Origin of the sequence: Streptomyces sp. NPDC001604 (genome assembly GCF_042893475.1) — a bacterium.
Taxonomy (GTDB): domain Bacteria; phylum Actinomycetota; class Actinomycetes; order Streptomycetales; family Streptomycetaceae; genus Streptomyces.
In genome coordinates, this window is the sequence record NZ_JBIAUY010000024.1 from 1 (window position 1) to 23,321 (window position 23,321).

Annotated in this window: 18 protein-coding genes; 11 read left to right on the top strand and 7 right to left on the bottom strand. The window is 71.3% G+C overall.

Annotated features, from left to right (window positions below; genetic code table 11):
- Nucleotides 1-530 precede the first annotated feature (530 nt).
- Genes ACFY1E_RS41875 through ACFY1E_RS41885 form a run of 3 tightly spaced genes read right to left on the bottom strand, consistent with a single transcriptional unit; the run spans nucleotide 531 to nucleotide 4,022 of the window.
- Nucleotides 531-1,166, bottom strand: coding sequence for a TetR/AcrR family transcriptional regulator (locus tag ACFY1E_RS41875; protein ID WP_389086230.1), 636 nt, complete (start codon nucleotides 1,164-1,166; stop codon nucleotides 531-533).
- A 47-nt stretch (nucleotides 1,167-1,213) separates the two neighbouring features.
- Entirely contained in the window at nucleotides 1,214-3,298 is a 2,085-nt protein-coding gene (locus tag ACFY1E_RS41880) for a YhgE/Pip family protein (protein ID WP_389086233.1), read from the bottom strand.
- Entirely contained in the window at nucleotides 3,270-4,022 is a 753-nt protein-coding gene (locus ACFY1E_RS41885) for an ATP-binding cassette domain-containing protein (protein WP_389086235.1), read from the bottom strand. The genes ACFY1E_RS41880 and ACFY1E_RS41885 overlap by 29 nt, the downstream gene beginning before the upstream one ends.
- 161 nt (nucleotides 4,023-4,183) lie before the next feature.
- Here ACFY1E_RS41885 and ACFY1E_RS41890 point away from each other — a divergent pair, with 161 nt between their 5' ends.
- From ACFY1E_RS41890 to ACFY1E_RS41900, 3 genes are all read left to right on the top strand, one after another.
- Nucleotides 4,184-4,750 carry an SAV_6107 family HEPN domain-containing protein gene (locus ACFY1E_RS41890; RefSeq protein ID WP_389086238.1) on the top strand — a complete coding sequence of 189 codons (567 nt, stop codon included), beginning with the start codon at nucleotides 4,184-4,186 and terminating at the stop codon, nucleotides 4,748-4,750.
- 181 nt (nucleotides 4,751-4,931) lie between these two features.
- Complete coding sequence (locus ACFY1E_RS41895; RefSeq protein ID WP_389086240.1) at nucleotides 4,932-5,702, top strand: methyltransferase; 771 nt, start codon at nucleotides 4,932-4,934, stop codon at nucleotides 5,700-5,702.
- Nucleotides 5,703-5,979: 277 nt separating this feature from the next.
- Nucleotides 5,980-6,372 (top strand): DUF3040 domain-containing protein, encoded by a 393-nt coding sequence (locus ACFY1E_RS41900; protein ID WP_115908659.1) that lies wholly within the window; start codon nucleotides 5,980-5,982, stop codon nucleotides 6,370-6,372.
- Nucleotides 6,373-6,505: 133 nt separating this feature from the next.
- Here the strand turns inward: ACFY1E_RS41900 and ACFY1E_RS41905 are convergent, their stop codons facing one another.
- The 4 genes from ACFY1E_RS41905 to ACFY1E_RS41920 all read right to left on the bottom strand — a co-directional run bounded on the left by ACFY1E_RS41905 (nucleotide 6,506) and on the right by ACFY1E_RS41920 (nucleotide 12,264).
- Entirely contained in the window at nucleotides 6,506-9,010 is a 2,505-nt protein-coding gene (locus tag ACFY1E_RS41905) for a DUF3488 and DUF4129 domain-containing transglutaminase family protein (RefSeq protein ID WP_389086243.1), read from the bottom strand.
- Nucleotides 9,007-10,380 carry a DUF58 domain-containing protein gene (locus tag ACFY1E_RS41910; protein ID WP_389086245.1) on the bottom strand — a complete coding sequence of 458 codons (1,374 nt, stop codon included), beginning with the start codon at nucleotides 10,378-10,380 and terminating at the stop codon, nucleotides 9,007-9,009. Before ACFY1E_RS41910 ends, ACFY1E_RS41905 begins: the two co-directional genes overlap by 4 nt.
- Nucleotides 10,380-11,420 carry an AAA family ATPase gene (locus ACFY1E_RS41915; protein ID WP_389086248.1) on the bottom strand — a complete coding sequence of 347 codons (1,041 nt, stop codon included), beginning with the start codon at nucleotides 11,418-11,420 and terminating at the stop codon, nucleotides 10,380-10,382. The genes ACFY1E_RS41910 and ACFY1E_RS41915 overlap by 1 nt, the downstream gene beginning before the upstream one ends.
- 235 nt (nucleotides 11,421-11,655) lie before the next feature.
- Nucleotides 11,656-12,264 carry a beta-class carbonic anhydrase gene (locus ACFY1E_RS41920; RefSeq protein ID WP_389086250.1) on the bottom strand — a complete coding sequence of 203 codons (609 nt, stop codon included), beginning with the start codon at nucleotides 12,262-12,264 and terminating at the stop codon, nucleotides 11,656-11,658.
- Nucleotides 12,265-12,622: 358 nt separating this feature from the next.
- Here ACFY1E_RS41920 and rsmH point away from each other — a divergent pair, with 358 nt between their 5' ends.
- The 8 genes from rsmH to ftsW all read left to right on the top strand — a co-directional run bounded on the left by rsmH (nucleotide 12,623) and on the right by ftsW (nucleotide 23,318).
- The gene (gene rsmH / locus ACFY1E_RS41925) at nucleotides 12,623-13,579 is read left to right on the top strand and encodes a 16S rRNA (cytosine(1402)-N(4))-methyltransferase RsmH (protein WP_389086252.1); all 957 of its coding nucleotides are present in this window, start codon (nucleotides 12,623-12,625) and stop codon (nucleotides 13,577-13,579) included.
- Between the two features lie 55 nt (nucleotides 13,580-13,634).
- Complete coding sequence (locus tag ACFY1E_RS41930) at nucleotides 13,635-14,156, top strand: septum formation initiator family protein (RefSeq protein ID WP_389086254.1); 522 nt, start codon at nucleotides 13,635-13,637, stop codon at nucleotides 14,154-14,156.
- Nucleotides 14,157-14,161: 5 nt separating this feature from the next.
- Nucleotides 14,162-16,129 (top strand): peptidoglycan D,D-transpeptidase FtsI family protein, encoded by a 1,968-nt coding sequence (locus ACFY1E_RS41935; protein ID WP_389086257.1) that lies wholly within the window; start codon nucleotides 14,162-14,164, stop codon nucleotides 16,127-16,129.
- Between the two features lie 161 nt (nucleotides 16,130-16,290).
- Nucleotides 16,291-17,811 (top strand): UDP-N-acetylmuramoyl-L-alanyl-D-glutamate--2,6-diaminopimelate ligase, encoded by a 1,521-nt coding sequence (locus tag ACFY1E_RS41940; protein ID WP_389086512.1) that lies wholly within the window; start codon nucleotides 16,291-16,293, stop codon nucleotides 17,809-17,811.
- A 4-nt stretch (nucleotides 17,812-17,815) separates the two neighbouring features.
- A complete protein-coding gene (gene murF / locus ACFY1E_RS41945) occupies nucleotides 17,816-19,231 on the top strand; it encodes a UDP-N-acetylmuramoyl-tripeptide--D-alanyl-D-alanine ligase (protein ID WP_389086260.1) in 1,416 nt (471 codons plus the stop codon).
- Complete coding sequence (gene mraY, locus ACFY1E_RS41950) at nucleotides 19,228-20,301, top strand: phospho-N-acetylmuramoyl-pentapeptide-transferase (protein WP_181922491.1); 1,074 nt, start codon at nucleotides 19,228-19,230, stop codon at nucleotides 20,299-20,301. The genes murF and mraY overlap by 4 nt, the downstream gene beginning before the upstream one ends.
- The gene (gene murD, locus ACFY1E_RS41955) at nucleotides 20,283-21,701 is read left to right on the top strand and encodes a UDP-N-acetylmuramoyl-L-alanine--D-glutamate ligase (protein ID WP_389086263.1); all 1,419 of its coding nucleotides are present in this window, start codon (nucleotides 20,283-20,285) and stop codon (nucleotides 21,699-21,701) included. The genes mraY and murD overlap by 19 nt, the downstream gene beginning before the upstream one ends.
- A 255-nt stretch (nucleotides 21,702-21,956) precedes the next feature.
- Nucleotides 21,957-23,318: a putative lipid II flippase FtsW gene (gene ftsW / locus ACFY1E_RS41960; protein ID WP_389086266.1), complete on the top strand. Its 1,362-nt coding sequence runs from the start codon at nucleotides 21,957-21,959 to the stop codon at nucleotides 23,316-23,318.
- Nucleotides 23,319-23,321: the final 3 nt, after the last annotated feature.

Here is a 23,321-nt window from a genome sequence, read left to right on the forward strand (position 1 = left end):
CTCCACCCTCGAACGCGGGATCCGCCGAGACGACGACCTCGCCCACGCCTACCGCAACTGGCTCCAAGCCGCTTGACGGGCAATAGGAGCATCAGTCACGGCACGGGCGGCCCGCCCGGCGAAGCCCAGCTCCCGGCCCGAGGGGAGTACGAGAGCGGAGGCGAACCCGACCAGTCGGAAACGGAGCGTTCTGCGCATGAGTGCGCAGGTCTGAGTATCCGTACCTAGTGAGTGAGATGAGTACGCGCGCGGATGGGGTCCGACCTGCGCGAACGAGAGAGTGGAGACACGGAAAGGGGCACGGCTCCGGCACCGGCGACACGGGGCGCCGGAACGGAGCCGCCCCGGATCCGCTCCTTCCGCCGGCCGAGGTCGGCGGGAGCGAGGCACGGGGGAACCCGGGGGAACGACCGAAACGGGGGCCCAACCCGGGAAACCGGGGGGAGCACAACGGGGGAGCACGAGAAGGCGCCGGTTCGAGGTGGCCCGCGGGGGACGCGGCCACACCGGACCGGCGCTTTCGTGTGCGATCAGCTGACGCTGCGGCCGCTGACACGCCCCTGGAGCAGCCGCGACAGCGCCGCATGGACGTCGTCCAGGGAGCGCTCCGGCTGGAAGGACTGCCAGTCGAGGGCGGCCACCAGCACCATGCCGACCAGCGCCGACGCGGTCAGCGGCACATCGATCTCGTCGCTGAACTCGCCGCCCGCCACGCCCGCGCGCAGGACGTCCTCGACGACCGCGACCGCCTGCTGCCTGACCACCATCAGGGTCGACTGCCAGGTCCGGTTGGTGCGCCACAGCTCGGCCACGTACAGCTGCGTGAAGGCCGGATAGCGTTCGATGAAGACGAGCCCGGCCCGGATCATCGCGTCCAGGGCGTCCACCTTGGTGCCGCCGTCCCTGGCCGTGCGCTCGGCCGCCTCCCGGAGCGAGGCGGTGAGCAGGCCGACACCGTGCCGCAGCAGCTCCTCGAAGAGGACCGACTTGCTCGCGAAGTTGTAGTAGACCGTGCCCTTCGCGACCCCGGCCCGCTCGGCGATCTCGTCCACCGTGGTGGCGGAGAAACCCTGCTCGGCGATGAGCGTGACGGCGGCCTCGTAGAGCTTCTGCCGGGTGGCCTCGCGGCGGGTGCTGCCGCCCGACGTGGCGCTGCTGCTTTCCATGGGCCTGATTGTCACAGGAGCCGTGCCCCGGGATGTCACCTCCGCGCTCACAGGCTCAGCTCCGGGTGCAGCCGGTCCAGGGTCCACACCTGCCGGCGGCGGGCCGACACGGCGGTCAGTGCGAGGGCGCCGGCGGTGAACGCGACGAGCACCACGCACGCGTGCCACACCGGTCCCAGGCCGCCGCCCGTGATGAGCCTCCTGAGGGCCTCCACGATGTAGCTCATCGGCAGGAAGGGGTGGATCGCGTTGAAGAAATGAGGGCTGGTCTGCACCGGATAGGTGCCGCCCGCAGAGGTCAACTGCAGCATCAGCAGGGCAAGGACGAGGATCCGGCCCGCCGCTCCGAAGCGTGCGTTCAGCCACTGCACGATCGCTCCGAAGCACGCCGTCACCAGGAACAGGAAGCCGATCGTGCCGGCCGCCCGGGCCATCTGCAGGCCGATCGCCCAGTGCAGGACCGCCATCAGGGACACCGTCTGCAGCACGCCGATCGCCACCACCGGGAGCCAGCCGGCCAGCGCGATCCGCCACGCGGGGGCGCCCGTGGCGAGCGCGCGCCGGTTCATCGGCGGGATCAGCATGTACGCCACCATCGCGCCCACCCACAGGGACAGCGGGATGAAGTACGGGGCGAAGCCGGTGCCGTAGTTGGGCGCGTGGTGCATGTCCTTGGAGACGAGCTTGACGGGGTCGGACATCACCGCGGTGCGCCGGTCGCGGTCCTTCTTGTCGTAGTCGGGGATCTTCCCGGCGCCGTCGTGCAGTCCGCCCGCCAGCTTCCCGGAGCCGTCGACCAGCTTGAACATGCCGCCGTTGAGGGTCTCGGCACCGGTCTTCAGCTGGCCGACACCCTCGTCGAGGTCACCCGCGCCGCTCTTCGCCGTGCCGAGCCCCTGGTGCAGCTTCTGTGCGCCGGCGGCGACCTTCCCGGCGCCCTCGTTCAGCTTGTTGATCTTGGCGACTGCGTCGGAGAGGTCCTCGGACAGGTGCGGTGCCCGGTCGGCGAGCGCCTGGGCCTGCGTCTGGAGAGTGGCCAGGTTGCCGTCGAGCTTCTTCAGGTCGCCGTGCTGGTCGGCGATCAGCGTGTTGAGATCGTCGGCGATCGTCGCCACGTCGGCGGCCGCGTCCTTCGCCTTCTTCAGGTCGGAGCAGGCCGGATCCGGCAGCACGGGGTTCTCGCAGCGCGTCCGGTAGACCTCGTTCAGGGCGTCGGAGGCCGCGTGGGCGCCCTTGGCGGCGGCCGGGGCCGTCCTCACCAGGGTGTCGAGGTTGTCGCGGATCGCCTTCGAGGAGTCGGCGACGAGCCGGGCGGTGTCCCCGATGGTCTTCTCGTTGCCCTTCAGGAAGGGGCCGACCTTCTTGTCGATCCCGTTGACCTTGTCGGCGAGGGTCTGCGTACCCGCGGCGACCTGCTTCGAGCCGTCCGCGAGGTCGCCCGCTCCCGTGGCGAGCTTCGTCAGGCCCCCGGACAGCCGGTCGCTGCCGTCCTTGGCGTCCTTCAGGCCGTCGGCGAGATCCTTGGAGCCCTTCTCCGCCTTCCCGATGCCGCCGTTGAGCTGGTCGGCGCCGTTCGCGGCCTTCACCGTCGCGCCGTGGATGTCGGAGAACGAGATGAAGATCTTGTCGAGGAAGGACCGCGAGGCCTTCGTGGACGCGGCCTGGCGCACCTCGCTGAACACCGTCCGGGAGATCTGCCCGACGATGTAGTTGTTGGCGTCGTTCGTACGCACTTGGAGCGCGCCCGTCTCCGGGGAGGCACCCGCGCTGGACGCGATCCGCTTGCTGAAGTCGGCCGGCATGGTCAGCGACAGGTAGTACGTGCCGTCCTCCACGCCCGCGCGTGCGTCGGCGGCACTCACCTCGTGCCAGTCGAAGGTGTCGCTGTCGCGCAGCCCCTCGGTGATGGCGTCGCCCGCGGCGATCTTCTTCCCGTCGGCCGTGGCCCCCTTGTCGTCGTTGACGAGCGCCACGGGGATGCGGTCCAGACGGCCGTACGGGTCCCAGAAGGACCACAGGTACAGGGCGCCGTAGAGCAGCGGCAGCACCAGCAGCGCCACCAGGGCGGCACGCGGCAGCCTGCCCCGGCGGAATCGCCTGAGTTCAAGAGCGGCCAGTTTCGGCGAGCGCATCGGCCTTCTCCTTCTCCGTGGTGGCCTTCTCCGTGGTGGTTACGACGACGGTGTCCTCCGGGGCCTCGCTGCACACCGCCACGACGGTCGTCCCGTCCGCGGCGATCGACCTCAACAGCGCCCAGAGCTCGGCCCGTTCGGCGTCCGAGAGCTTCAGGTCGGTGTCGTCGACGCCGAGCAGCCGGGGCCGTCCGAGCAGGGCGAGCGCGATCGACAGCCGCAGCGCCTCCAGCCGCTCCAGATCCCGCACGGCCGTGCGGGAGCCCTTGGGCAGGGACTCCCGGTCCAGCCCGGCGGCGGTCAGTGCGGTGTCGATGCGCAGCCTGGCCTCGGCCGTGCGCTCCTTGCGCGGCCGCAGCAGTGCACGCAGCGAGTCGCCGAAACGGCGCTGCAGCAGCGCCCGTTCGAGCAGATGCTCACCCACGGTCAGGGCCGGTTCGAGGTCGGTGACCCCGGCGACGTGCGCGAGCCCGCTGACCCGGCGCACGGCCGCCATCTGCTTGGGCAGTTTCCACTCGCCCACCTCGGCCGCTCCCGCGGTGGGCTTCATCCGTCCCGTGAGCGCGAGCAGCAGGCAGGTACGGCCGGACCCGGACGGTCCCTCGATCGCGATCAGCGAGCCGGGCTCCGCGTCGAACGTGACGTCGCGGAACGCCCAGCCGCGAGGGCCCCTGACTCCGAGGCCGCGGGCCGTGACACCGATTCCGGGCACGGTTCCCCCCATCCCCTGTATTTGAACTGACTGGTCAGTGCAAAAACTACTCCGAACCTTCGATCGAAGCAAAAGCGCAGGTCAGAACGGATTGTCAGTGGCATACCCCACGATGGGCACATACGGCATCCCGTATCAGGGCATGCCGTCACGCAGACGACAGGAGGTTCGTCATGGCCAGCTATCACGCAGCAGCCGCCCGCCGGCGCCGCGCCACCGGCCCTGCCCCCTCACTGACCGGCCCGGCGAGCGACGTCCACCCGGTGCTCCGCCGGACCACGGCCCCGCCCGCCGCCCTCGACCTGCTCGCCCAGGCCCGCGCCGGACTGGACGAGGCAGCCGTCCTCGAGACGCCCAACGAGCGCTATGCCACCGCACACCTCGCCGCCCTGCGCACGGCCGCCGCCGTGCTCGCCGCGCGAGGCCGGCCTGAGCCCACCTCCCGACGCCGCGCCCGCATCAGGAGCGCCTGGGAAGTGCTCCCCGAGATCGCGCCCGAACTGACCGAGTGGAGCGCCCTGTTCGCCTCCGGGGCCCGGCGCCGCGCCCGGGCCGAGGCGGGCATCCAGGGCGCGGCCAGCCGCCGGGACGCCGACGACCTGATACGCGACGTGGCGATGTTCCTGCGTCTCGTCGAGCGGATGCTCGTCCTCCAGCCGGTCCTGCCGCAGCCACGCCAGGACGCCGACCGTCCGCAGGCCGACGCGGACGGCGACCGGGGCCTCCCGGACACGGGCTGAGCGGGCGCGAGTCCGCCGTACGAGACGATCGGCGGGGCAGGCCCGCGCGGTGACCAGGTGGGGCGGTGGAGGCAATAGGGTGGAGAGCGCCTGAAGCCTTCCCTCCCGTGACCCCGGCCGGGGAGGCACCCCGTTCGCTCCGCCGTGCCATGGGCGGTGCCGCGCCGAGGAGTCAACTGCCGTGTCGGACCCGAGCCGCCCCCGCGCCTCCCTCCGTACCGCCGTGGTCTGGGAGGTCCTCCAGGACGCCCTCGAACGCCGGGTGAAGGCCACCGGGCGGGAGTCGCTCGACGTCCTCGACACCGGGGGCGGCAGCGGCAAGTTCGCGGTGCCCGTCGCCCGCCTCGGCCACCGCGTCACCGTCGTCGACCCCAGCCCCAACGCGCTGTTCGCGCTGGAGCGCCGCACCGCCGAGGCCGGCGTCGCCGACCGGGTGCAGGGCGTCCAGGGCGACGCCCACGGCCTCTTCGACGTGGTCGAGCGCGGCGGCTACGACGTGGTGCTGTGCCACGGCGTCCTGGAGTACGTGGACGACCCGGCCGAGGGCGTGCGCAACGCCGTGGCCGCCCTGCGCTCGGAGGGCGTGCTCAGCCTGCTCGCCGCGGGCCTCGGCGGCGCCGTGCTCGCGCGCGCCCTCGCCGGCCATTTCAAGGAGGCCAGTCAGGCCCTCGCCGATCCGGACGGCCGCTGGGGCGCGGGCGACCCCGTGCCGCGCCGCTTCACCGCGGAGCAGCTCACCGGGCTGGTCGAGGGCGCGGGCCTCAGGGTCGGTGCCGTGCACGGCGTACGGGTCTTCGCCGACCTGGTCCCGGGCGTCCTCGTGGACACCGAGCCCGGCGCCCTGGAGGCGCTGCTCAAGCTGGAGGAGGCGGCGGCCGAACTCCCCGCGTTCCACTCCGTGGCCACGCAACTCCATGTGCTCGGCGAGACGCAGGGGGCCACCGAGGCCTGAGCCGACTCCTGTGGTGCGCCGCTGATCAGGGACTTGGCCGCACATGGAGTACGCCACAGGCCCCCCGATCGGGCGTTCAGCGCCGTATGATCGAGGGAGACCGCCCGGCATGACGGGTCGGCCGCTGGGGAATGCAAGATTCAGCGAGCCGGTGCGTCCATGGCGGATTCCGGTTGGCCAATTGGCGCAGAGGGGCGGGTTTCAAGGGGGCGATTCCCTGCCTATCCTGAAGGGACCCCCCGGGTCGCCCCGGCGACTGCACGATGAGGAGGACTCCGTGCCGCTCTCGGAGCACGAGCAGCGCATGCTCGAGCAGATGGAGCGAGCGCTGTACGCCGAAGATCCCAAGTTCGCGTCGGCGCTCGAGGGAAGCGGGCTGCGTACGTACACCCGGCGGCGGGTCTACCAGGCGGTCGCGGGCTTCCTCGTGGGTATCGCGCTCCTCATGGCTGGAATGGTGGCCAAGCAGGTCTGGCTCAGCGTGGTGGGCTTCCTGGTGATGCTGGGGTGTGCCGTGCTCGCCGTGACCGGCTGGCGCAAGGCCCCCAAGCCGGGCGAACAGCCCGCGGCCGGTGCCCCGCACGCGCGCCGTCAGGGTCGGCAGAAGCGCTCCGTGATGGACCGTATCGAGCAGCGCTGGCAGCGCCGCCGCGACGAGCAGGGCCACTAGCTCCTCTTCCGCCGCGCCGTCCCTCCCGGACGGTCTCGCAGACACAGGTGAGGGGGTGACCACCCCGGCGGGGTGGTCACCCCCTCACCTATGCCCGGAAGACCGGTGTGGTGCGGTCGGCCGCACCACACCGTCAGCCGCTCTGCTGCCCGGAGGGGCGCCGCGCCAGTGCCGACCAGCGCTCGGCACAGCGGGCCTTGAAGGCCGTCCAGCGGTCCGTGAGATCCCACACCGCGCGGATCGCCGACCGGGGCGCCACGACCGCGCGCACCCTGGTGGTCCAGCTCGCCCTGGACCGCAGCGCCGCCCGCAGGCTGCGCACATGGTCGGCCAGCCCCGGCACGTCCCGCGGCGCGGGTGCGAACAGCACCTGCTCCACGGCACCCGCCACCCGGTGCACCGACTCGGCGGTCGCCGTGTCCAGCTGCCCCAGTCGCACGATGCGTGCGGCCGCCTTGCGCGGGGTCAGCGCGTCGTCCGGCACGATGCCGTAGTCCCAGGCCGTGTCGGTGAGTTCGCGCCAGACCGCCAGGACATGGCCCGCGGCCACCTCCGCGGCGTACCGGGCATCCGCCTCCACCGACAGCGCCGTCACGTCGACATCGCCCGAGCTCCCCGCGTCCGCGCCCCGTGCCCTGCGGCCCTCCCGGGCCGACGCCGGGCCGGAGACGGCGTGCTGGGCCGAGGCCAGCCGCACCGAGCGCCGCCGCAGCCGCCACAGCATGGGCAACAGCGGCAGAGCGACCGCCAGGAGCCCCAGCAGGGACCAGCCGGCGAGCTTGTACCAGGGCAGACCTTCGTCGCCCGGCTTGGCCGTCTCCAGCGGGAGCGCGGCGGCGCAGGCCTCGAGCTTCTTCTGCTGCGCCGAGCAGCTCGTGCTCGCCGAGGGCGCCGCCGACGCGGACGAACCCGCCGACTGCGAGGGCCGCGACACCGGCGGGAGATTGTTGTCCGGCGTGTCCGACTGCGTGTACGAGGGGGTCACGCCCCGGCTCGGGGTCGGCTCGAAGCGGGTCCAGCCCACCCCCTCGAAGTACAGCTCGGGCCAGGCGTGTGCGTCCTTCAGCCCCACCGACACCGAGCCGTCCGCCTGGGGCGTCCCCGGGGCGAAGCCCACCGCGACCCGGGCGGGTATGCCCAGGCTGCGGGCCATCGCCGCCATCGCGAAGGAGAAGTGGACGCAGAAGCCCGTCTTGTCCTTCAGGAACTTGGCGATCGCGTCGGGACCGGTGCCCACCTGCACCTGGGTGCTGTACTGGAAGCCGCCGCTGAAGGCGAAGTAGTCCTGGAGCTTGACCGCCTGCTCGTAGTGGCTGGTGGCACCGTCGGTGACCTGACGGGCGGTCCTGGCCACCACCGAGGGCACCGAGTCCGGCAGTTTGGTGTAGTCACGCTTCAGGGCGGCGGGCGGCTCCGGAGCGTCGGCGAGCTGCGCCGCCGTCGGCTGCACATCGAGGCTCTTGACCAGGTAGGTCTTCCCGCGGGTGGTCTCGCCGTGGTCGCCGACCAGCGTCATGCCCACCGGTTCGTAACGCCATTTGCCGTTGACGTCCACGCCGCTGGGCGGGTACGGCATCGGCAGCCAGTCCTGGGCGTACCAGTCGGCGGCCGAGATCCGGGTCTGTATCTCCACCCGCTTGATGTCCCCACCGAGGCCGACCGGGGTGGGGAAGCTCTCCGGTACGCCGGTGACGTGCCGCTTGGCCGGTTTCCAGGTGCTGCCGTCGAAGTCGTCCAGGGACACGATCCGCAGGTACATGTTCGACAGGTCGTTGCTGTTCGTCTTCAGGGACATGACCTCGCGGTCCTGGTCCATGTTCAGACTGTCGCGCAGGGACACCAGCGGGTTCACCGCGGAGATCGTGCCGCCGCTGCCGTTGCCGCCGCCCACGCCCGTCCCGGCCGCGTCCAGCAGGCCGCCGTTCATCGCGGGCAGGGCGATCGGCACCATCAGGGCGACACCGAGCGCGACCACTCCGATACGGCGCCCGGTGCGCACCGGCGCCAGCGCGCCGGGCTCCCCGCCCGGGCCACGCGCCGCCCCGCCGAAGACCCGGCCCCACTGCGAGAGCCGCTCCCGCCCCTCGGCCAGGAGCAGCATCAGATAGCCGCCCGCCGCGACCAGGAACCACAGCCAGTCGGCGCCGCCGTGGGACAGGCCCGCGGCGACGGAGTACAGCGCCAGCAGCGGCAGTCCGGCCGGGGCCGCGCTGCGGAAGGTCACCGCGAGGGTGTCCACCGCGAGACCGATCACCAGGACCCCGCCGAGGACCATCAGCCGGATGCCTTCGGACTCCAGGGGCGCCGGGATCGCATACCGCGCGATGTCGTCGCTGCCCTGCTGCAGCAGGTCCGCGAAGTGACGGAACGCCTCGGGGCCGGGGACGATGCCTATGAGGGCCTGCTGCCGGGCGAAGACCAGGGTCAGCATCATCAGCGTGACCAGGGCCTGCGCCGCCACCGTCAGCGGCCGGGCCAGCGGCACCCGCCGGGTCGCCGCGCCCACGCCCGTCTGCACGGCGAGCATGGCCGCCACCTGCAGGATCCAGGTGGCCGGCGAGACCAGCGGCAGCAGGGAGCAGGATGCCATCAGCGTGGCCGCCCAGGCGCACAGCGCCAGTCGTGCCCGCCCGCTCATGAGCCCGTCCCCCCGCCGTTCGTCCCGCCCGTCGCGGCGAGGCCCGTGCGCTCGCGGTCCGCCAGGCGCCACAACTCCGCGAGCGATGCGGCCCGCGGCACCTTCAGGGCCGTCCAGCCCGCCTCCCGCAGCATCCGCAGCCGTTCCCCGCTCCTGTCCGACGGGCCGGGCACATCGCTCGGTTCCCGCACCCACGCGTCACTGTCCAGCAGGAAGGCGAGCGCGCCTCCGCTGCGCTGGCGCATCTTGGCGACGATCGCGGCCTGCTCCTCGTCGAGGTCGCCGAAGAAGGCCACCAGCAGCCCCTCGTTCCCGCCGCGCAGCACGTCGTAAGCCCTCGACAGACCCGCCCCGTCGGAGTGGTCGACCACCGCGAGGGTGTCCATCATGAGGCCGGCCGCGTCCGCCGTCTCCTGGCTGGCGCCCGCGAACCCGTCGGCGCCCTCGCCGGGCACCGAGTTGCCGGTGTCGGTCAACAGCCGGACGGAGAAGCCGCGTTCGAGCATGTGCACAAGGACGGAGGCCGCGCCCGAGACCGCCCACTCGAAGGCCGAATCGGGGCCCGCGCCCTGGAAGGCGAGGCCCCGGGTGTCCAGCAGCACCGTGCAGCGGGCGCGCTGGGGCTGCTCCTCGCGGCGCACCATCAGCTCGCCGTAGCGGGCGGTGGAGCGCCAGTGGACGCGGCGCAGATCGTCGCCGTAGCGGTAGCCGCGCGGGATCACGTCGTCCTCGCCGGCCAGCGCGAGCGAGCGCTGCCGCCCGTCGCCGTACCCCTTGGACTCGCCGCTCAGGCGCACCGGCGGCAGTGCCTCCACGCGCGGGATCACCGTCAGGGTGTCGTACGTCGAGAAGGACCGGGTCAGCTCGCACATCCCGAACGGGTCGGTCAGGCGCAGCTGCAGCGGGCCCAGCGGATAGCGGCCGCGCAGGTCGGAGCGGACCCGGTAGGACACCTCGCGGCGGCCGCCGGGCTCCACCCGGTCGAGGACGAAGCGGGGGCGCGGGCCGAGCACGTAGGGCACCCGGTCCTGGAGCATCAGCAGGCCCGTGGGCAGCCGCGAGACGTTGTCCATCCGCAGATGGACGCGGGCCTCGCTGCCGGCGGGCACGCGCGCGGGGGTCAGACGGCGGCTGCCGGCCACCCGGTAGCGCGTGCGGTAGAGGAAGAGCGTGCAGATCAGGGGCAGTGCGGCGAGCAGCAGACCGACCCGCAGCAGATCGCTCTGTCCCAGGACGTAGGAGCAGATGGCGGCCGCGATCCCGGCGGCCAGGAAGGAGCGTCCGCGGGTGGTCAGGCCCGCCAGGGCGGTACGGATGCCGCCCTTCTCGCTGTGGCCGCTGTCCGGGTGGCCCGTCCCCCCGGAGGTCATCACAGCCTCCGCGGCGGCTGCTGGGGGTACGCGGGTGCACCGCGGCCGAGGCCGCCGAAGCCGGGCTGCTGCTGGGGCGCCGCGGGCACCGCGGTGCGCTGCAGGATCTCCTGGACGACCTGCTCCGAGGTACGGCGGTTGAGCTGGGCCTGGGCGGTGGGCAGCAGCCGGTGGGCCAGGACGGCGACGGCGAGTGCCTGCACGTCGTCCGGGAGCGCGTACTCCCGGCCGCTCAGGGCGGCGGAGGCCTTCGCCGCGCGCAGCAGGTGCAGCGTCGCGCGCGGGGAGGCGCCGAGTCTGAGGTCGGGGTGGTTGCGGGTGGCGGCGACCAGGTCCACCGCGTAGCGCCGGACCGTTTCGGCGACGTGCACGCCGCGCACGGCCTCGATCAGCTTCACGATGTCGTGCGCGTGCGCGACCGGCTGCAGGTCCTCCAGCGGGGACACACCGCCGTGCACGTCGAGCATCTGCAGTTCGGCCTCGACGCTGGGGTAGCCCACCGAGACCCGGGCCATGAAGCGGTCGCGCTGGGCCTCGGGCAGCGGGTAGGTGCCCTCCATCTCGACCGGGTTCTGCGTGGCCACCACCATGAAGGGGCTGGGCAGCTCGTAGGTCTGCCCGTCGATGGTGACCTGGCGCTCCTCCATCGACTCCAGGAGCGCGGACTGCGTCTTGGGCGAGGCGCGGTTGATCTCGTCGCCGATCACGATCTGCGCGAAGATCGCGCCCGGCTTGAACTCGAAGTCCCGGCGCTGCTGGTCCCAGATGGACACACCCGTGATGTCCGAGGGCAGCAGGTCCGGGGTGAACTGGATGCGCCGCACCGAACAGTCGATGGACTTGGCCAGCGCCTTGGCCAGCATGGTCTTGCCCACGCCGGGGACATCCTCGATCAGAAGATGTCCCTCGGCGAGCAGTACGGTCAGCGAAAGCCGTACGACCTCGGGCTTGCCCTCGATCACTCCTTCCACCGAACTGCGGACCCGCTCCACAGTGGCAGTCAGATCTGTAAGGCTCGCTCGATCGTCATAGGTCGTCACCCGGCCCTCCTCGGCCCGTTCTTTCTCCGGGCCGACGCTTGCTGTGCGGACCGGCCCACCCCGAAACACGGACACCACGCGTGAATAGTTCCGCGTGACGCCTCACCCCGCATTCTTGCTGCCGTTACCGTTTCGTGTCACTCGACTGTGGACAACTGGCTGCGGTATGTCGGGTTTTACGACGCTTGGGCTCCAGCAGGCGCGGGATTTGCGAAAAACGAGAAGGGCCGAGCGCCTACGCGGGGTCGATCTCGCGCAGCAGACCCGTCTTCACGTCGAAGACGAAGCCGCGTACGTCGTCGGTGTGCTGCAGGAACGGCGAGGTGCGCACCCGCTGCATGGACTGCCGTACGTCCTGGTCGACGTCCCGGAAGGACTCCACCGCCCAGGCCGGGCGCTGGCCGACCTCCATCTCCAGCTCGGTGCGGAAGTCCTCCGTGATGGCCTCGAGGCCGCAGCCCGTGTGGTGGATGAGGACGATGCTGCGGGTGCCCAGCTTGCGCTGGCTGATGGTGAGCGAACGGATCACGTCGTCGGTGACGACGCCGCCCGCGTTGCGGATGGTGTGGCAGTCGCCGAGCTCCAGGCCCAGTGCGGCGTGCAGGTCGATACGGGCGTCCATGCAGGCCACGACCGCCACGCGCAGCACCGGACGGGCGTCCATCCCGGGGTCGGTGAATGCCTCGGCGTACCGTCCGTTCGCCTCGACCAGGCGGTCGGTGACGGTGCCGCCGGGTATGGCGCCTTCGGACTCGGTGGGAACAGATGCAGAAGTCGTCATAGCTATGACGGTACTGGTCACAGGCGATCCGGTCGCGGTGTGAGAGCGGGAGAAGAGCGTCATCACAGTCCTCTTGTGAGGTAACCCACACGGGTGGCGGAGGTGAAGCCGTACGGGTGAAATTCCCGGATTTGCGGCTTCGCAGTCACGCCGGGGCGCGACGCGCAGGCCAGTTGATTGACCGCGAGACACCGTGGACTAAAGTGACGCGAAGCGGGAGGCGAGGATCTCCCTGCTGGACTGAAATCCCCGGAGACCCCGGCTCGCACGGACGGTCTCCCCACGTGCGCGGCGCGTACGTACGGCTCGGCCTCCTCCCGCTCCCGGTCGGCTGACGCTCCTGGCGCCGGCAGACCTCCCCTTCACGAGCGGGCGGGGACCCGGCGGTGCGTATCACCCGCGCCGGATCTGAGAGGGCCCCTTGAGCCAGAGTCGACATGTCCCGGTGATGCTCCAGCGGTGCCTGGACCTGTTGGCCCCCGCCCTGCAGCGGCCGGGAGCGGTGGTCGTCGACTGCACCCTCGGCCTCGGTGGGCACAGCGAGGCCCTGCTCACGCAGTTCCCCGAGGCCCGGCTGGTCGCCCTGGACCGCGACAAGGAGGCGCTGCGCCTGTCCGGCGAGCGCCTCGCGCCCTTCGGTGAGCGGGCCACCCTGGTGCACGCGGTCTACGACGAGCTCCCGGACGTACTCCAGCGGCTCGGCATCCCGCGCGTGCAGGGCGTCCTGTTCGACCTCGGCGTCTCCTCCATGCAGCTCGACGAGGCCGACCGCGGCTTCGCCTACGCCCAGGACGCCCCCCTCGACATGCGCATGGACCAGACGACCGGCATGAGCGCCGCCGAGGTCCTCAACACCTACCCGGCCGGTGAGCTCGTCCGGATCCTGCGGGCCTACGGCGAGGAGAAGCAGGCCAAGCGGATCGTGGCCGCCATCGTGCGCGAGCGTGAGAAGGAGCCGTTCAGCAACAGCGCGCGGCTCGTCGAACTGATCCGGGACGCGCTGCCGCAGGCCGCCAAGCGCACCGGCGGCAACCCGGCCAAGCGCACCTTCCAGGCCCTGCGCATCGAGGTCAACGGCGAGCTGTCCGTCCTGGAGCGGGCGATCCCGGCCGCCGTGGAGGCGCTCGCCGTGGGTGGACGGATCGCCGTGCTGTCGTACCACTCGCTCGAGGACCGCCTGGTCAAGCAGGTCTTCGCGGCCGGAGCCGCCACCACCGCGCCCCCCGGACTGCCGGTCGTGCCCGAGCAGTACCAGCCCCGGCTCAAGCTGCTCACCCGCGGTGCCGAACTTCCCACCGAGGAAGAGGTCGCCGAGAACCGGCGGGCGGCACCGGCGCGGCTGCGCGGAGCCCAGCGCATCAGGGAGTCCATCGAATGAGGGTGAACGAGTTGGCGAGCGAGTGGGCCTGGCGACCGGACTCACTGGAGGCCGAGTGAGCAGGAAACCCGAACTGAGGGGGCGGGCCGCTCGTCTCGCACGCCTCTTCCCCGGACCTGGAAGCCGTGCACAGGCGGCCCGCACCCCCTTCGTCCTGCTCGTCGTGCTCCTCCTGGGCGGCGGCCTGATCGCGCTCCTGGTGCTGAACTCCGCGCTCAGCGAAGGCTCGTTCAAGCTCGACGACCTCCAGAGGGACACCAAGAGCCTCACCGACGAGGAACAGGGGCTCCAGCGGGACATCGACTCCTACTCCGCCCCCGAAGCCCTCCAGCAGCGGGCCCGCGAGCTCGGCATGATCCCCGGCGGGGACCCCGTGTTCCTGAACCCCGACGGCACCGTCAAGGGCGTCCCCTCGGTCGCCGGCCAACAGGCCGTCAGCCGGGCAGCCCAGCAGTCCGCGGTGCAGATGCCGCTCGTCCTGCTCCCGCCGGCGCCCGCCGCGGCCCCGCCGGCCGCCGGTACGCCGGCCACCCCACAAGCCGATCCCGCCCAGACGACCACGACCCCCGGCAGGTGACGGAAGTGCCAGACACTTCTGGAGAAAGGCAACCGCCGCGCCGCCGCGTGCCCGGCCCCGCGCGCCCCGACCGCCCCGCCGCCGGCGCCAGGCGCCCGGGCTCCGGCGCCCGCCCCGCCCGCCGCCCGGCTCCGGGCCGCCCTGCGGCCCCGGCCGCCCTGCGGCTGGGCAGCCCCCGCCCCCGGCTGCGCATGGTCAGCCTGGCGCTCACCCTGGTGCTGATCGCCTTCGTCGTACGGTTGCTGCAGGTGCAGGCCGTGGACGCGAGCGCCTACGCCGCCAAGGCCGACCAGAACCGCTACGTGGGCCATGTCCTGACCGCCGAGCGCGGCGGCATCCTCGACCGCAACGGCGTGGCCCTGGCGACCAGCGTGGACGCCTACGACCTCACGGCCGACCCCACGATGTTCACCCGCGACCAGCTGAAGGTCGGCGACGGCCCCGAGCAGGCCGCAGCGCTCCTCGCGCCGATCCTCGGCATGGACCAGGACACGCTCGTCCACAAGCTCCGCCCCAAGAACAAGAAGCTGCGCTACGTCCTGCTCGCCCGCCGCCAGACCCCGCAGGTCTGGAAGCAGATCAAGGACCTGAAGACCGCGCTCACCGCCAAGGGCGAGAAGGACAAGTCCACGGTCAACGTCCTCGCCGGTGTCTTCGCCGACCCCAGCAGCAAGCGGATCTATCCCAACGGGGACCTCGCCGCCGGGATACTGGGCTGGGTCAACGACCAGGGCAAGGGCGGCGGAGGCGTCGAGCAGGAGCTCAACAAGGAGCTGGCCGGCAAGGACGGCAAGATCCGCTACGCCCAGTCCGGCGGCCGCCTGGTGCCCACCGCGGGCTCCACCGAGACGCCCGCCGTGCCCGGCAGCGACGTCGAGCTCACCCTCGACCGCGACATCCAGTGGGCCGCGCAGAACGCGATCAGCGAGCAGGTGAGGAAGTCCGGTGCGGACCGCGGGTACGTGATAGTGCAGGACACCCGCACCGGCGAGATCCTGGCGATGGCCAACGCGCCGGGCTTCGACCCCAACGACCTCTCCAAGGCGAACCCGAACGCCCTGCACAACTGGGCCGTCGAGGACGCCTACGAGCCCGGCTCCACCGCCAAGATCATGTCGATGGCGGCCGTACTCCAGGAGAACGTCGCCACCCCGCTGACGCATGTCGTCGTGCCGAACCGGCTGCACCGCGGCGACCGGCTCTTCAAGGACGACATCGACCACGACACCTGGAACCTCACGCTCAACGGCGTGCTCGCCAAGTCCAGCAACATCGGCACCATCCTGGCCACCGGCCAGCTGGGCAGGACGCAGGCGCAGGCCAACGACGTCCTCTACTCGTATCTGCGGAAGTTCGGCATCGGCAGCTACACCGGACTCGGCCTGCCCGGCGAGACCAAGGGCATCCTCGCCCCGCCCGCCAAGTGGTCGACGTCGCAGCAGTACACGATTCCTTTCGGCCAGGGCTTCTCCATCAACGCGCTGCAGGCGGCGTCCGTCTACTCGACCATCGCCAACGGCGGCATCCGCATCCAGCCCACGCTGGTGCGCGGCACCAAGGGACCCGACGGGCGCTTCACCCCGACCCCGAAGCCCGAGAAGACACGGGTCGTCAGCGCGAAGACGGCGAGGACCCTCGCCCAGATGCTGGAGTCGGTCGTCGACGACCGGGAGGGAACCGGCAACAAGGCCCGTATCCCCGGCTACCGGGTCGCGGGCAAGACGGGTACGGCCAACCGCGTGGATCCGGCCACCGGCCAGTACCGCGGCTACACCTCCTCGTTCGCCGGATTCGCACCTGCGGACAACCCCCGCATCACCGTGTACTGCGCCATCCAGAACGCCACGAGCGGAAGTTACTTCGGCGGCCAGATCTGCGGACCCATCTACAAGGAGGTGATGGAGTTCGCACTGAAGACCCTCCAGGTCCCGCCCACGGGTGCGCAGGCCGCGAACCTGCCCGTCACCTTCTGATCAGCGCAACCAGCCAGGAACGCTCCGTGACCATGATCACTCCCGACTCCGGCAAGCCGGGCACCCCCGCCCCCTCGCTTCGCTCCCAAGCGGGTGCGCCCGGTACGCTCACCGCCGTGCCACACGCTGATCAGTCCCAAACCACCCAGAAGGGCGCATCCGTGACATACCCGGGGCCGCCCAGGCCGGTGCAGGTCTCCGCCACACCCCTCGCGGAACTCGCCGATCAGCTGGGTGCCATCGCGCCGGAGAGCGCCGCCGAGGTCACGGGCATCACCCATGACTCGCGCGCCGTCCGCCCCGGCGACCTGTACGCCGCCCTGCCGGGTGCCCGTCTGCACGGCGCCGACTTCGTCACCCAGGCCGCCGGCCTCGGCGCGGTCGCCGTGCTGACCGACCCGACCGGCGCCGAGCGCGCCGCCGCGACCGGTCTGCCGGTCCTGGTCGTCGACGACCCGCGCGGGCGGATGGGCGAGCTGGCGGCCACGATCTACGGCCACCCGGGCCGCGATCTGCTCCAGATCGGCATCACCGGCACCTCCGGCAAGACCACCACCGCCTACCTGGTCGAGGGCGGCCTGAAGACCAAGAGCAACACCGGTCTGATCGGCACGGTCGAGATGCGCATCGGCGACGAGCGCATCAAGTCCGAGCGCACCACCCCCGAAGCCACCGACCTGCAGGCCCTGTTCGCCGTCATGCGCGAACGCGGGGTCGAGGCGGTCGCCATGGAGGTCTCCAGCCATGCGCTGGTCCTCGGCCGGGTCGACGGCTGCGTCTTCGACATCGGCGTCTTCACCAACCTCAGCCCGGAACACATGGAGTTCCACTCCGACATGGAGGACTACTTCCGGGCCAAGGCACAGCTGTTCACGCCGGAACGCAGCAAGCTGGGCGTCGTCAACTTCGACGACGAGTACGGCCGCAGGCTGATCGACGAGGCCGGCGTCCCGGTCGTGACCTACTCGGCCGAGGGCCATCCCGACGCCGACTGGCGCGCCGAGGACGTCCAAGTCGGCCCGCTGGACTCGACGTTCACCGTGATCGGCCCCGAGGGCGAGCGGATCGAGGCGAAGGCGCCGCTGCCGGGCGGCTTCAACGTGGCCAACACCCTCGCCGCGATCGTCGCCCTGGCCGCGGCGGGCCTCGACCCGCAGACCGCCGCCGACGGCATCGCCGCCGTGCCGGGCGTGCCGGGCCGCCTGGAGCGCGTGGACGCCGGACAGCCCTATCTCGCCGTCGTCGACTACGCCCACAAGACCGACGCCGTCGAATCGGTCCTGCGCGCCCTGCGCAAGGTCACCGAGGGCAGGCTGCACGTCGTGCTCGGCTGCGGCGGCGACCGGGACAGGACCAAGCGGGCGCCGATGGGCGCCGCCGTCGCCCGCCTCGCCGACACCGCCGTACTGACCTCCGACAACCCCCGCTCCGAGGACCCCCTCGCCATCCTTGCAACCATGCTCGAGGGCGCGGCGTCCGTACCAGCACACGAACGCGGCGAGGTCCAGGTCTTCGAGGACCGGGCCGCCGCGATCGCCGCAGCCGTCGCCCGAGCACGGCCCGGAGACACCGTGCTGGTCGCGGGCAAGGGCCACGAGCAGGGCCAGGACATCGCCGGGGTGGTCCGTCCCTTCGACGACCGCCAGGTGCTTCGAGAAGCCATCCAGAAGACCCAGGGATGAACTTGTGATCGCCCTCTCTCTCGCCGAGATCGCAGAAGTCGTCGGCGGGCAGACGCACGACATACCGGATCCGTCCGTCCAGGTCACGGCTCCGGTCGTCCGGGACTCCCGCGAGGTACAGCCCGGCAGCCTCTTCGCCGCCTTCGTCGGCGAACGGGTCGACGGCCACGACTTCGCAGCCCAGGTCGTCGAGGCGGGCGCGGTCGCCGTACTGGCGTCGCGCCCCGTCGGCGTGCCCGCGATCGTCGTCGAGGACGTCCAGAGCGCCCTCGGAGCCCTCGCCCGCCATGTCGTACGACGCCTCGGCGCGACCCTCGTGGCCCTCACCGGCTCCGCGGGCAAGACCAGCACCAAGGACCTGATCGCCCAGGTCCTGCAGCGCAAGGCGCCGACGGTGTTCACGCCCGGCTCGCTCAACAACGAGATCGGGCTGCCCCTCACCGCCCTGTCCGCCACCGAGGAGACCAGGTTCCTCGTCCTGGAGATGGGCGCCCGCGGCATCGGCCACATCCGCTACCTCACCGGTCTGACGCCCCCGAAGATCGGCCTCGTCCTCAACGTCGGCACCGCCCACATCGGCGAGTTCGGCGGCCGCGAGCAGATCGCGCAGGCCAAGGGCGAACTGGTGGAGTCCCTGCCGTCATCAGAAGACGGCGGAGCCGCGATCCTCAACGCTGACGACCCCCTCGTACGGGCCATGGCGTCCCGTACCAAGGCGAAGGTGCTGCTCTTCGGGGAGGCCGACGAAGCGGACGTACGCGCCGAGAACGTGCGACTCACGGACAGTGGACAGCCTGCCTTCACGCTCCACACACCCTCCGGTGCAAGCGATGTGACCATGCGCCTGTACGGTGAGCACCACGTGTCGAACGCGCTCGCCGCGGCCGCCGTCGCCCATGAGCTGGGCATGTCCGCGGAAGAGATCGCCACCGCGCTCTCCGAGGCGGGCTCCCTCTCCCGCTGGCGCATGGAGGTCACCGAGCGACCGGACGGCGTGACCATCGTCAACGACGCCTACAACGCGAACCCCGAGTCCATGCGAGCCGCCCTGCGCGCGCTCGCGGCCATGGGCAACGGGCGGCGGACCTGGGCGGTGCTCGGCAAGATGGCCGAGCTCGGGGACGAGGCGCTCGCCGAGCACGACGCGGTCGGACGGCTCGCCGTCCGGCTCAATGTCGGCAAGCTCGTCGCGGTCGGGGGCAGGGAAGCGTCCTGGCTGCAACTGGGCGCATATAACGAGGGTTCGTGGGGTGAGGAGTCGGTGCACGTGTCCGACGCACAGGCGGCGGTCGACCTGTTGCGCAGCGAGTTGCGCCCGGGAGACGTCGTACTCGTGAAGGCGTCCCGTTCGGTCGGCCTCGAGAGCGTCGCCCAGGCGCTGCTCGAGACCGGTGCCGAGGGTGAGGTTGCCGCCCGATGATGAAGCAGATCCTGTTCTCGGGAGTCATCGGCCTCTTCCTGACGCTGGTCGGCACCCCGCTGCTGATCAAGCTGCTGGCCCGCAAGGGCTACGGCCAGTACATCCGGGACGACGGCCCGCGCGAGCACGCCAGCAAGCGCGGTACGCCGACCATGGGCGGCATCGCCTTCATCCTCGCGACGGTGGCCGCGTACTTCCTCTCCAAGGTCATCACCGGCTACGCCCCGAGCTACTCGGGTCTGCTGGTGCTCGGCCTGATGTGCGGCATGGGCCTGGTCGGCTTCCTCGACGACTACATCAAGATCGTCAAGCGGCGCTCGCTGGGCCTCCGGGCCAAGGCGAAGATGGCCGGCCAGCTGATCGTCGGCATCAGCTTCGCGGTGCTCGCCCTCCAGTTCCAGGACGCCCGCGGCAACGCCCCGGCCTCCACGAAGCTGTCGTTCATCACGGACTTCGGCTGGTCGATCGGCCCGGTGCTGTTCGTGGTCTGGGCGCTGTTCATGATCCTCGCGATGTCGAACGGCGTGAACCTGACGGACGGTCTGGACGGTCTGGCGACCGGCGCCTCCGTCCTCGTCTTCGGCGCCTACACCTTCATCGGCGTCTGGCAGTTCCAGGAGTCCTGCGCCAACGCGCAGACCCTGACCAACCCCAGCGCCTGCTACGAGGTGCGCGACCCGCTCGACCTCGCGGTCATCGCCTCCGCGCTGATGGGCGCCTGCCTCGGCTTCCTGTGGTGGAACACCTCGCCGGCCAAGATCTTCATGGGCGACACCGGTTCGCTCGCGCTCGGCGGTGTCCTCACGGGCCTGGCCATCCTCTCCCGCACGGAGCTGCTGGTGGCCATCATGGGCGGCCTGTTCGTCCTCATCACCATGTCGGTGGTCATCCAGGTCGGCTCCTTCCGCCTCACCGGCAGGCGCGTCTTCCGGATGGCGCCACTCCAGCACCACTTCGAACTCAAGGGCTGGTCCGAGGTCCTTGTGGTGGTCCGCTTCTGGATCATCCAGGGCATCTGTGTGATCGTCGGACTGGGCCTCTTCTACGCGGGATGGGCAGCGGACAAGTGACCGACTGGCAGGGCAAGCACGTCACCGTCGCCGGGCTCGGCGTCTCCGGAATCCCGGCGGCCAAGGTGCTGCACGCGCGCGGGGCTCTCGTCACGGTCGTCAACGACGGCGACGACGCACGCGCGCGTGAGCAGGCCGCCGAGCTGGAGGCACTCGGGATCACCGTGCGCCTGGGCGACGGCGCCACCCTGCCGGAGGGCACCGAGCTGATCGTCACCGCGCCGGGCTGGAAGCCGGACAAGCCGCTGTTCGTCGCGGCCCGCGAGGCCGGCGTCGACATCTGGGGCGACGTCGAACTCGCCTGGCGCCTGCGGGGCCCCGACGCGGCCCCCTGGCTCGCCGTCACCGGCACCAACGGAAAGACCACCACCGTCCAGATGCTGGCGTCGATCCTGAAGGCCGCGGGTCTGCGCACGGCAGCCGTCGGCAACATCGGCGTCTCGCTGCTGGACGTCGTACTCGGCGAGGAGGACCACGACGTCCTGGCCGTGGAGTTGTCGAGTTACCAGCTCCACTGGGCGCCCTCCCTGCGGGCACACTCGGCGGCGGTGCTCAACCTCGCCCCCGACCACCTCGACTGGCACGGCTCCATGGAGGCGTACGCGCGCGACAAGGGCCGTATCTACGAGGGCAATCGCGTCGCCTGCGTCTACAACGTCGCCGACAAGGCCACCGAGGACCTGGTGCGCGAGGCCGACGTCGAGGAGGGCTGCCGGGCCATCGGCTTCACCCTCGGCACCCCGGGTCCCTCCCAACTCGGCGTGGTGGACGGCATCCTGGTCGACCGCGCCTTCGTGGAGAACCGGCAGAAGAACGCCCAGGAGCTCGCCGAGGTCTCCGACGTCAACCCGCCGGCCCCGCACAACATCGCCAACGCCCTTGCGGCAGCGGCCCTCGCGCGCGCCTTCGGGGTGCCCGCCGCGGCCGTACGCGACGGGCTGAGGAACTTCACCCCGGACGCGCACCGCATCGCGCATGTGGCCGACGTCGACGGGGTCGCGTACATCGACGACTCCAAGGCCACCAACACGCATGCGGCCGAGGCCTCGTTGGCGGCGTACGAGTCCATCGTGTGGATCGCGGGCGGGCTCGCCAAGGGCGCGACCTTCGACGAACTGGTCGCCAAGTCGGCAAAGCGACTTCGCGGAGTCGTGCTCATCGGCAAGGACCGCGCCCTCATCCGTGAAGCCCTGGCGCGACACGCGCCCGAAGTACCCGTCGTCGACCTCGACCGGACCGACACTGGGGCGATGCTCGCGGCTGTCCAGGAGGCCCAGCGGCTCGCGGCCGCAGGCGACACGGTGCTGCTGGCCCCGGCCTGCGCCTCGATGGACATGTTCGCCAACTACAACAAGCGCGGTGACGCGTTCGCAGAAGCGGTCCGCGAACTCGGCGCCTGACCCGGCCGCCTGCAGCCGGGCGACCTTGGGAGGGACGCGTGGGATCGTCGAGGGCCAGGTCCTTTCGTTTGGACCAGGGCGGCTGCAGGGAACTGCGCTGTGCAGCCGCCCCCAGCCGGGTCATGGGGAGCGTGCGGCTCCCGGGCGGCGGAGCCGTGTCGATAAGCCGCGGCCGCGACGGGCGCGGATCGCCACGGACCGAGCTCGGCACCGGGCCGATCCACCGCACGGGCCCTACGGACAGCGGAGGCCCCGATGCCCGGTAGCCGGACCGGGCGTCCGCCCGTGCAGGGGGCCGTCAGACGGCCCGCCGCAGCCGGGCCGGTCCGCGAGAACCCGCTGCGCCGCTTCTACCTCAACGCCAAGCGCGCCTGGGACCGGCCGCTGACCGCCTACTACCTGATCATGGGCGGGAGCCTGCTGATCACCGTGCTCGGTCTGGTGATGGTCTACTCGGCCTCCCAGATCACGGCGCTGCAGATGTCCCTGCCGGGCTCGTACTTCTTCCGCAAGCAGCTCCTCGCCGCCGTCATCGGCGGTGTCCTGCTGCTGATCGCCTCGCTCATGCCGGTGAAGCTGCACCGGGCGCTCGCCTACCCGATTCTCGCGGGTGCGGTCTTCCTGATGGCCCTGGTGCAGGTGCCGGGGATAGGGATGTCGGTCAACGGCAACCAGAACTGGATCTCGCTCGGCGGCTCCTTCCAGATCCAGCCCAGCGAGTTCGGCAAGCTGGCGCTGGTGCTCTGGGGTGCGGACCTGCTGGCCCGCAAGCAGGACAAGAAGCTCCTCAACCAGTGGAAGCACATGCTGGTGCCGCTCGTTCCGGTCGCCTTCATGCTGCTCGGGCTGATCATGCTCGGCGGCGACATGGGCACGGCGATCATCCTGACGGCCATCCTCTTCGGCCTGCTGTGGCTGGCCGGTGCGCCCACCCGGCTGTTCGTCGGTGTGCTGTCGGTTGCGGCCGCGATCGGTGTGATCCTCATCAAGACCAGCCCCAACCGCATGGCCCGGCTCGCCTGCATCGGCGCCACCGAGCCGAAGTCCGGGGTCGCCGACTGCTGGCAGGCCGTGCATGGCATCTACGCCCTCGCCTCCGGCGGAATCTTCGGATCCGGGCTCGGTGCGAGTGTGGAAAAATGGGGGCAACTCCCGGAAGCGCACACGGACTTCATCTTCGCCGTCACCGGTGAGGAACTGGGCCTGGCGGGGACGCTGTCGGTGCTCGCCCTCTTCGCGGCTCTAGGCTATGCGGGTATCCGCGTGGCCGGACGTACGGAGGACCCCTTCGTCAGGTATGCCGCGGGAGGCGTGACCACCTGGATCACGGCCCAGGCCGTGATCAACATCGGTGCGGTACTCGGCCTGTTGCCGATCGCCGGAGTCCCCCTCCCGCTGTTCTCCTACGGAGGATCCGCCCTGCTGCCGACCATGTTCGCCATCGGGCTGATGATCGCGTTCGCGCGTGACGAGCCCGCTGCGCGGGCGGCGCTTTCCATGCGGCAACCCCGCTTTGGTAGAAAGCGTGCGGGAGGCGCCGTGCGGGACCGGGGGCCTCGGAGATGGAACACGATGAGACGGCGTGCCTCGGCGGCGCGCTCGTCCGGAGAGCGGTGAATT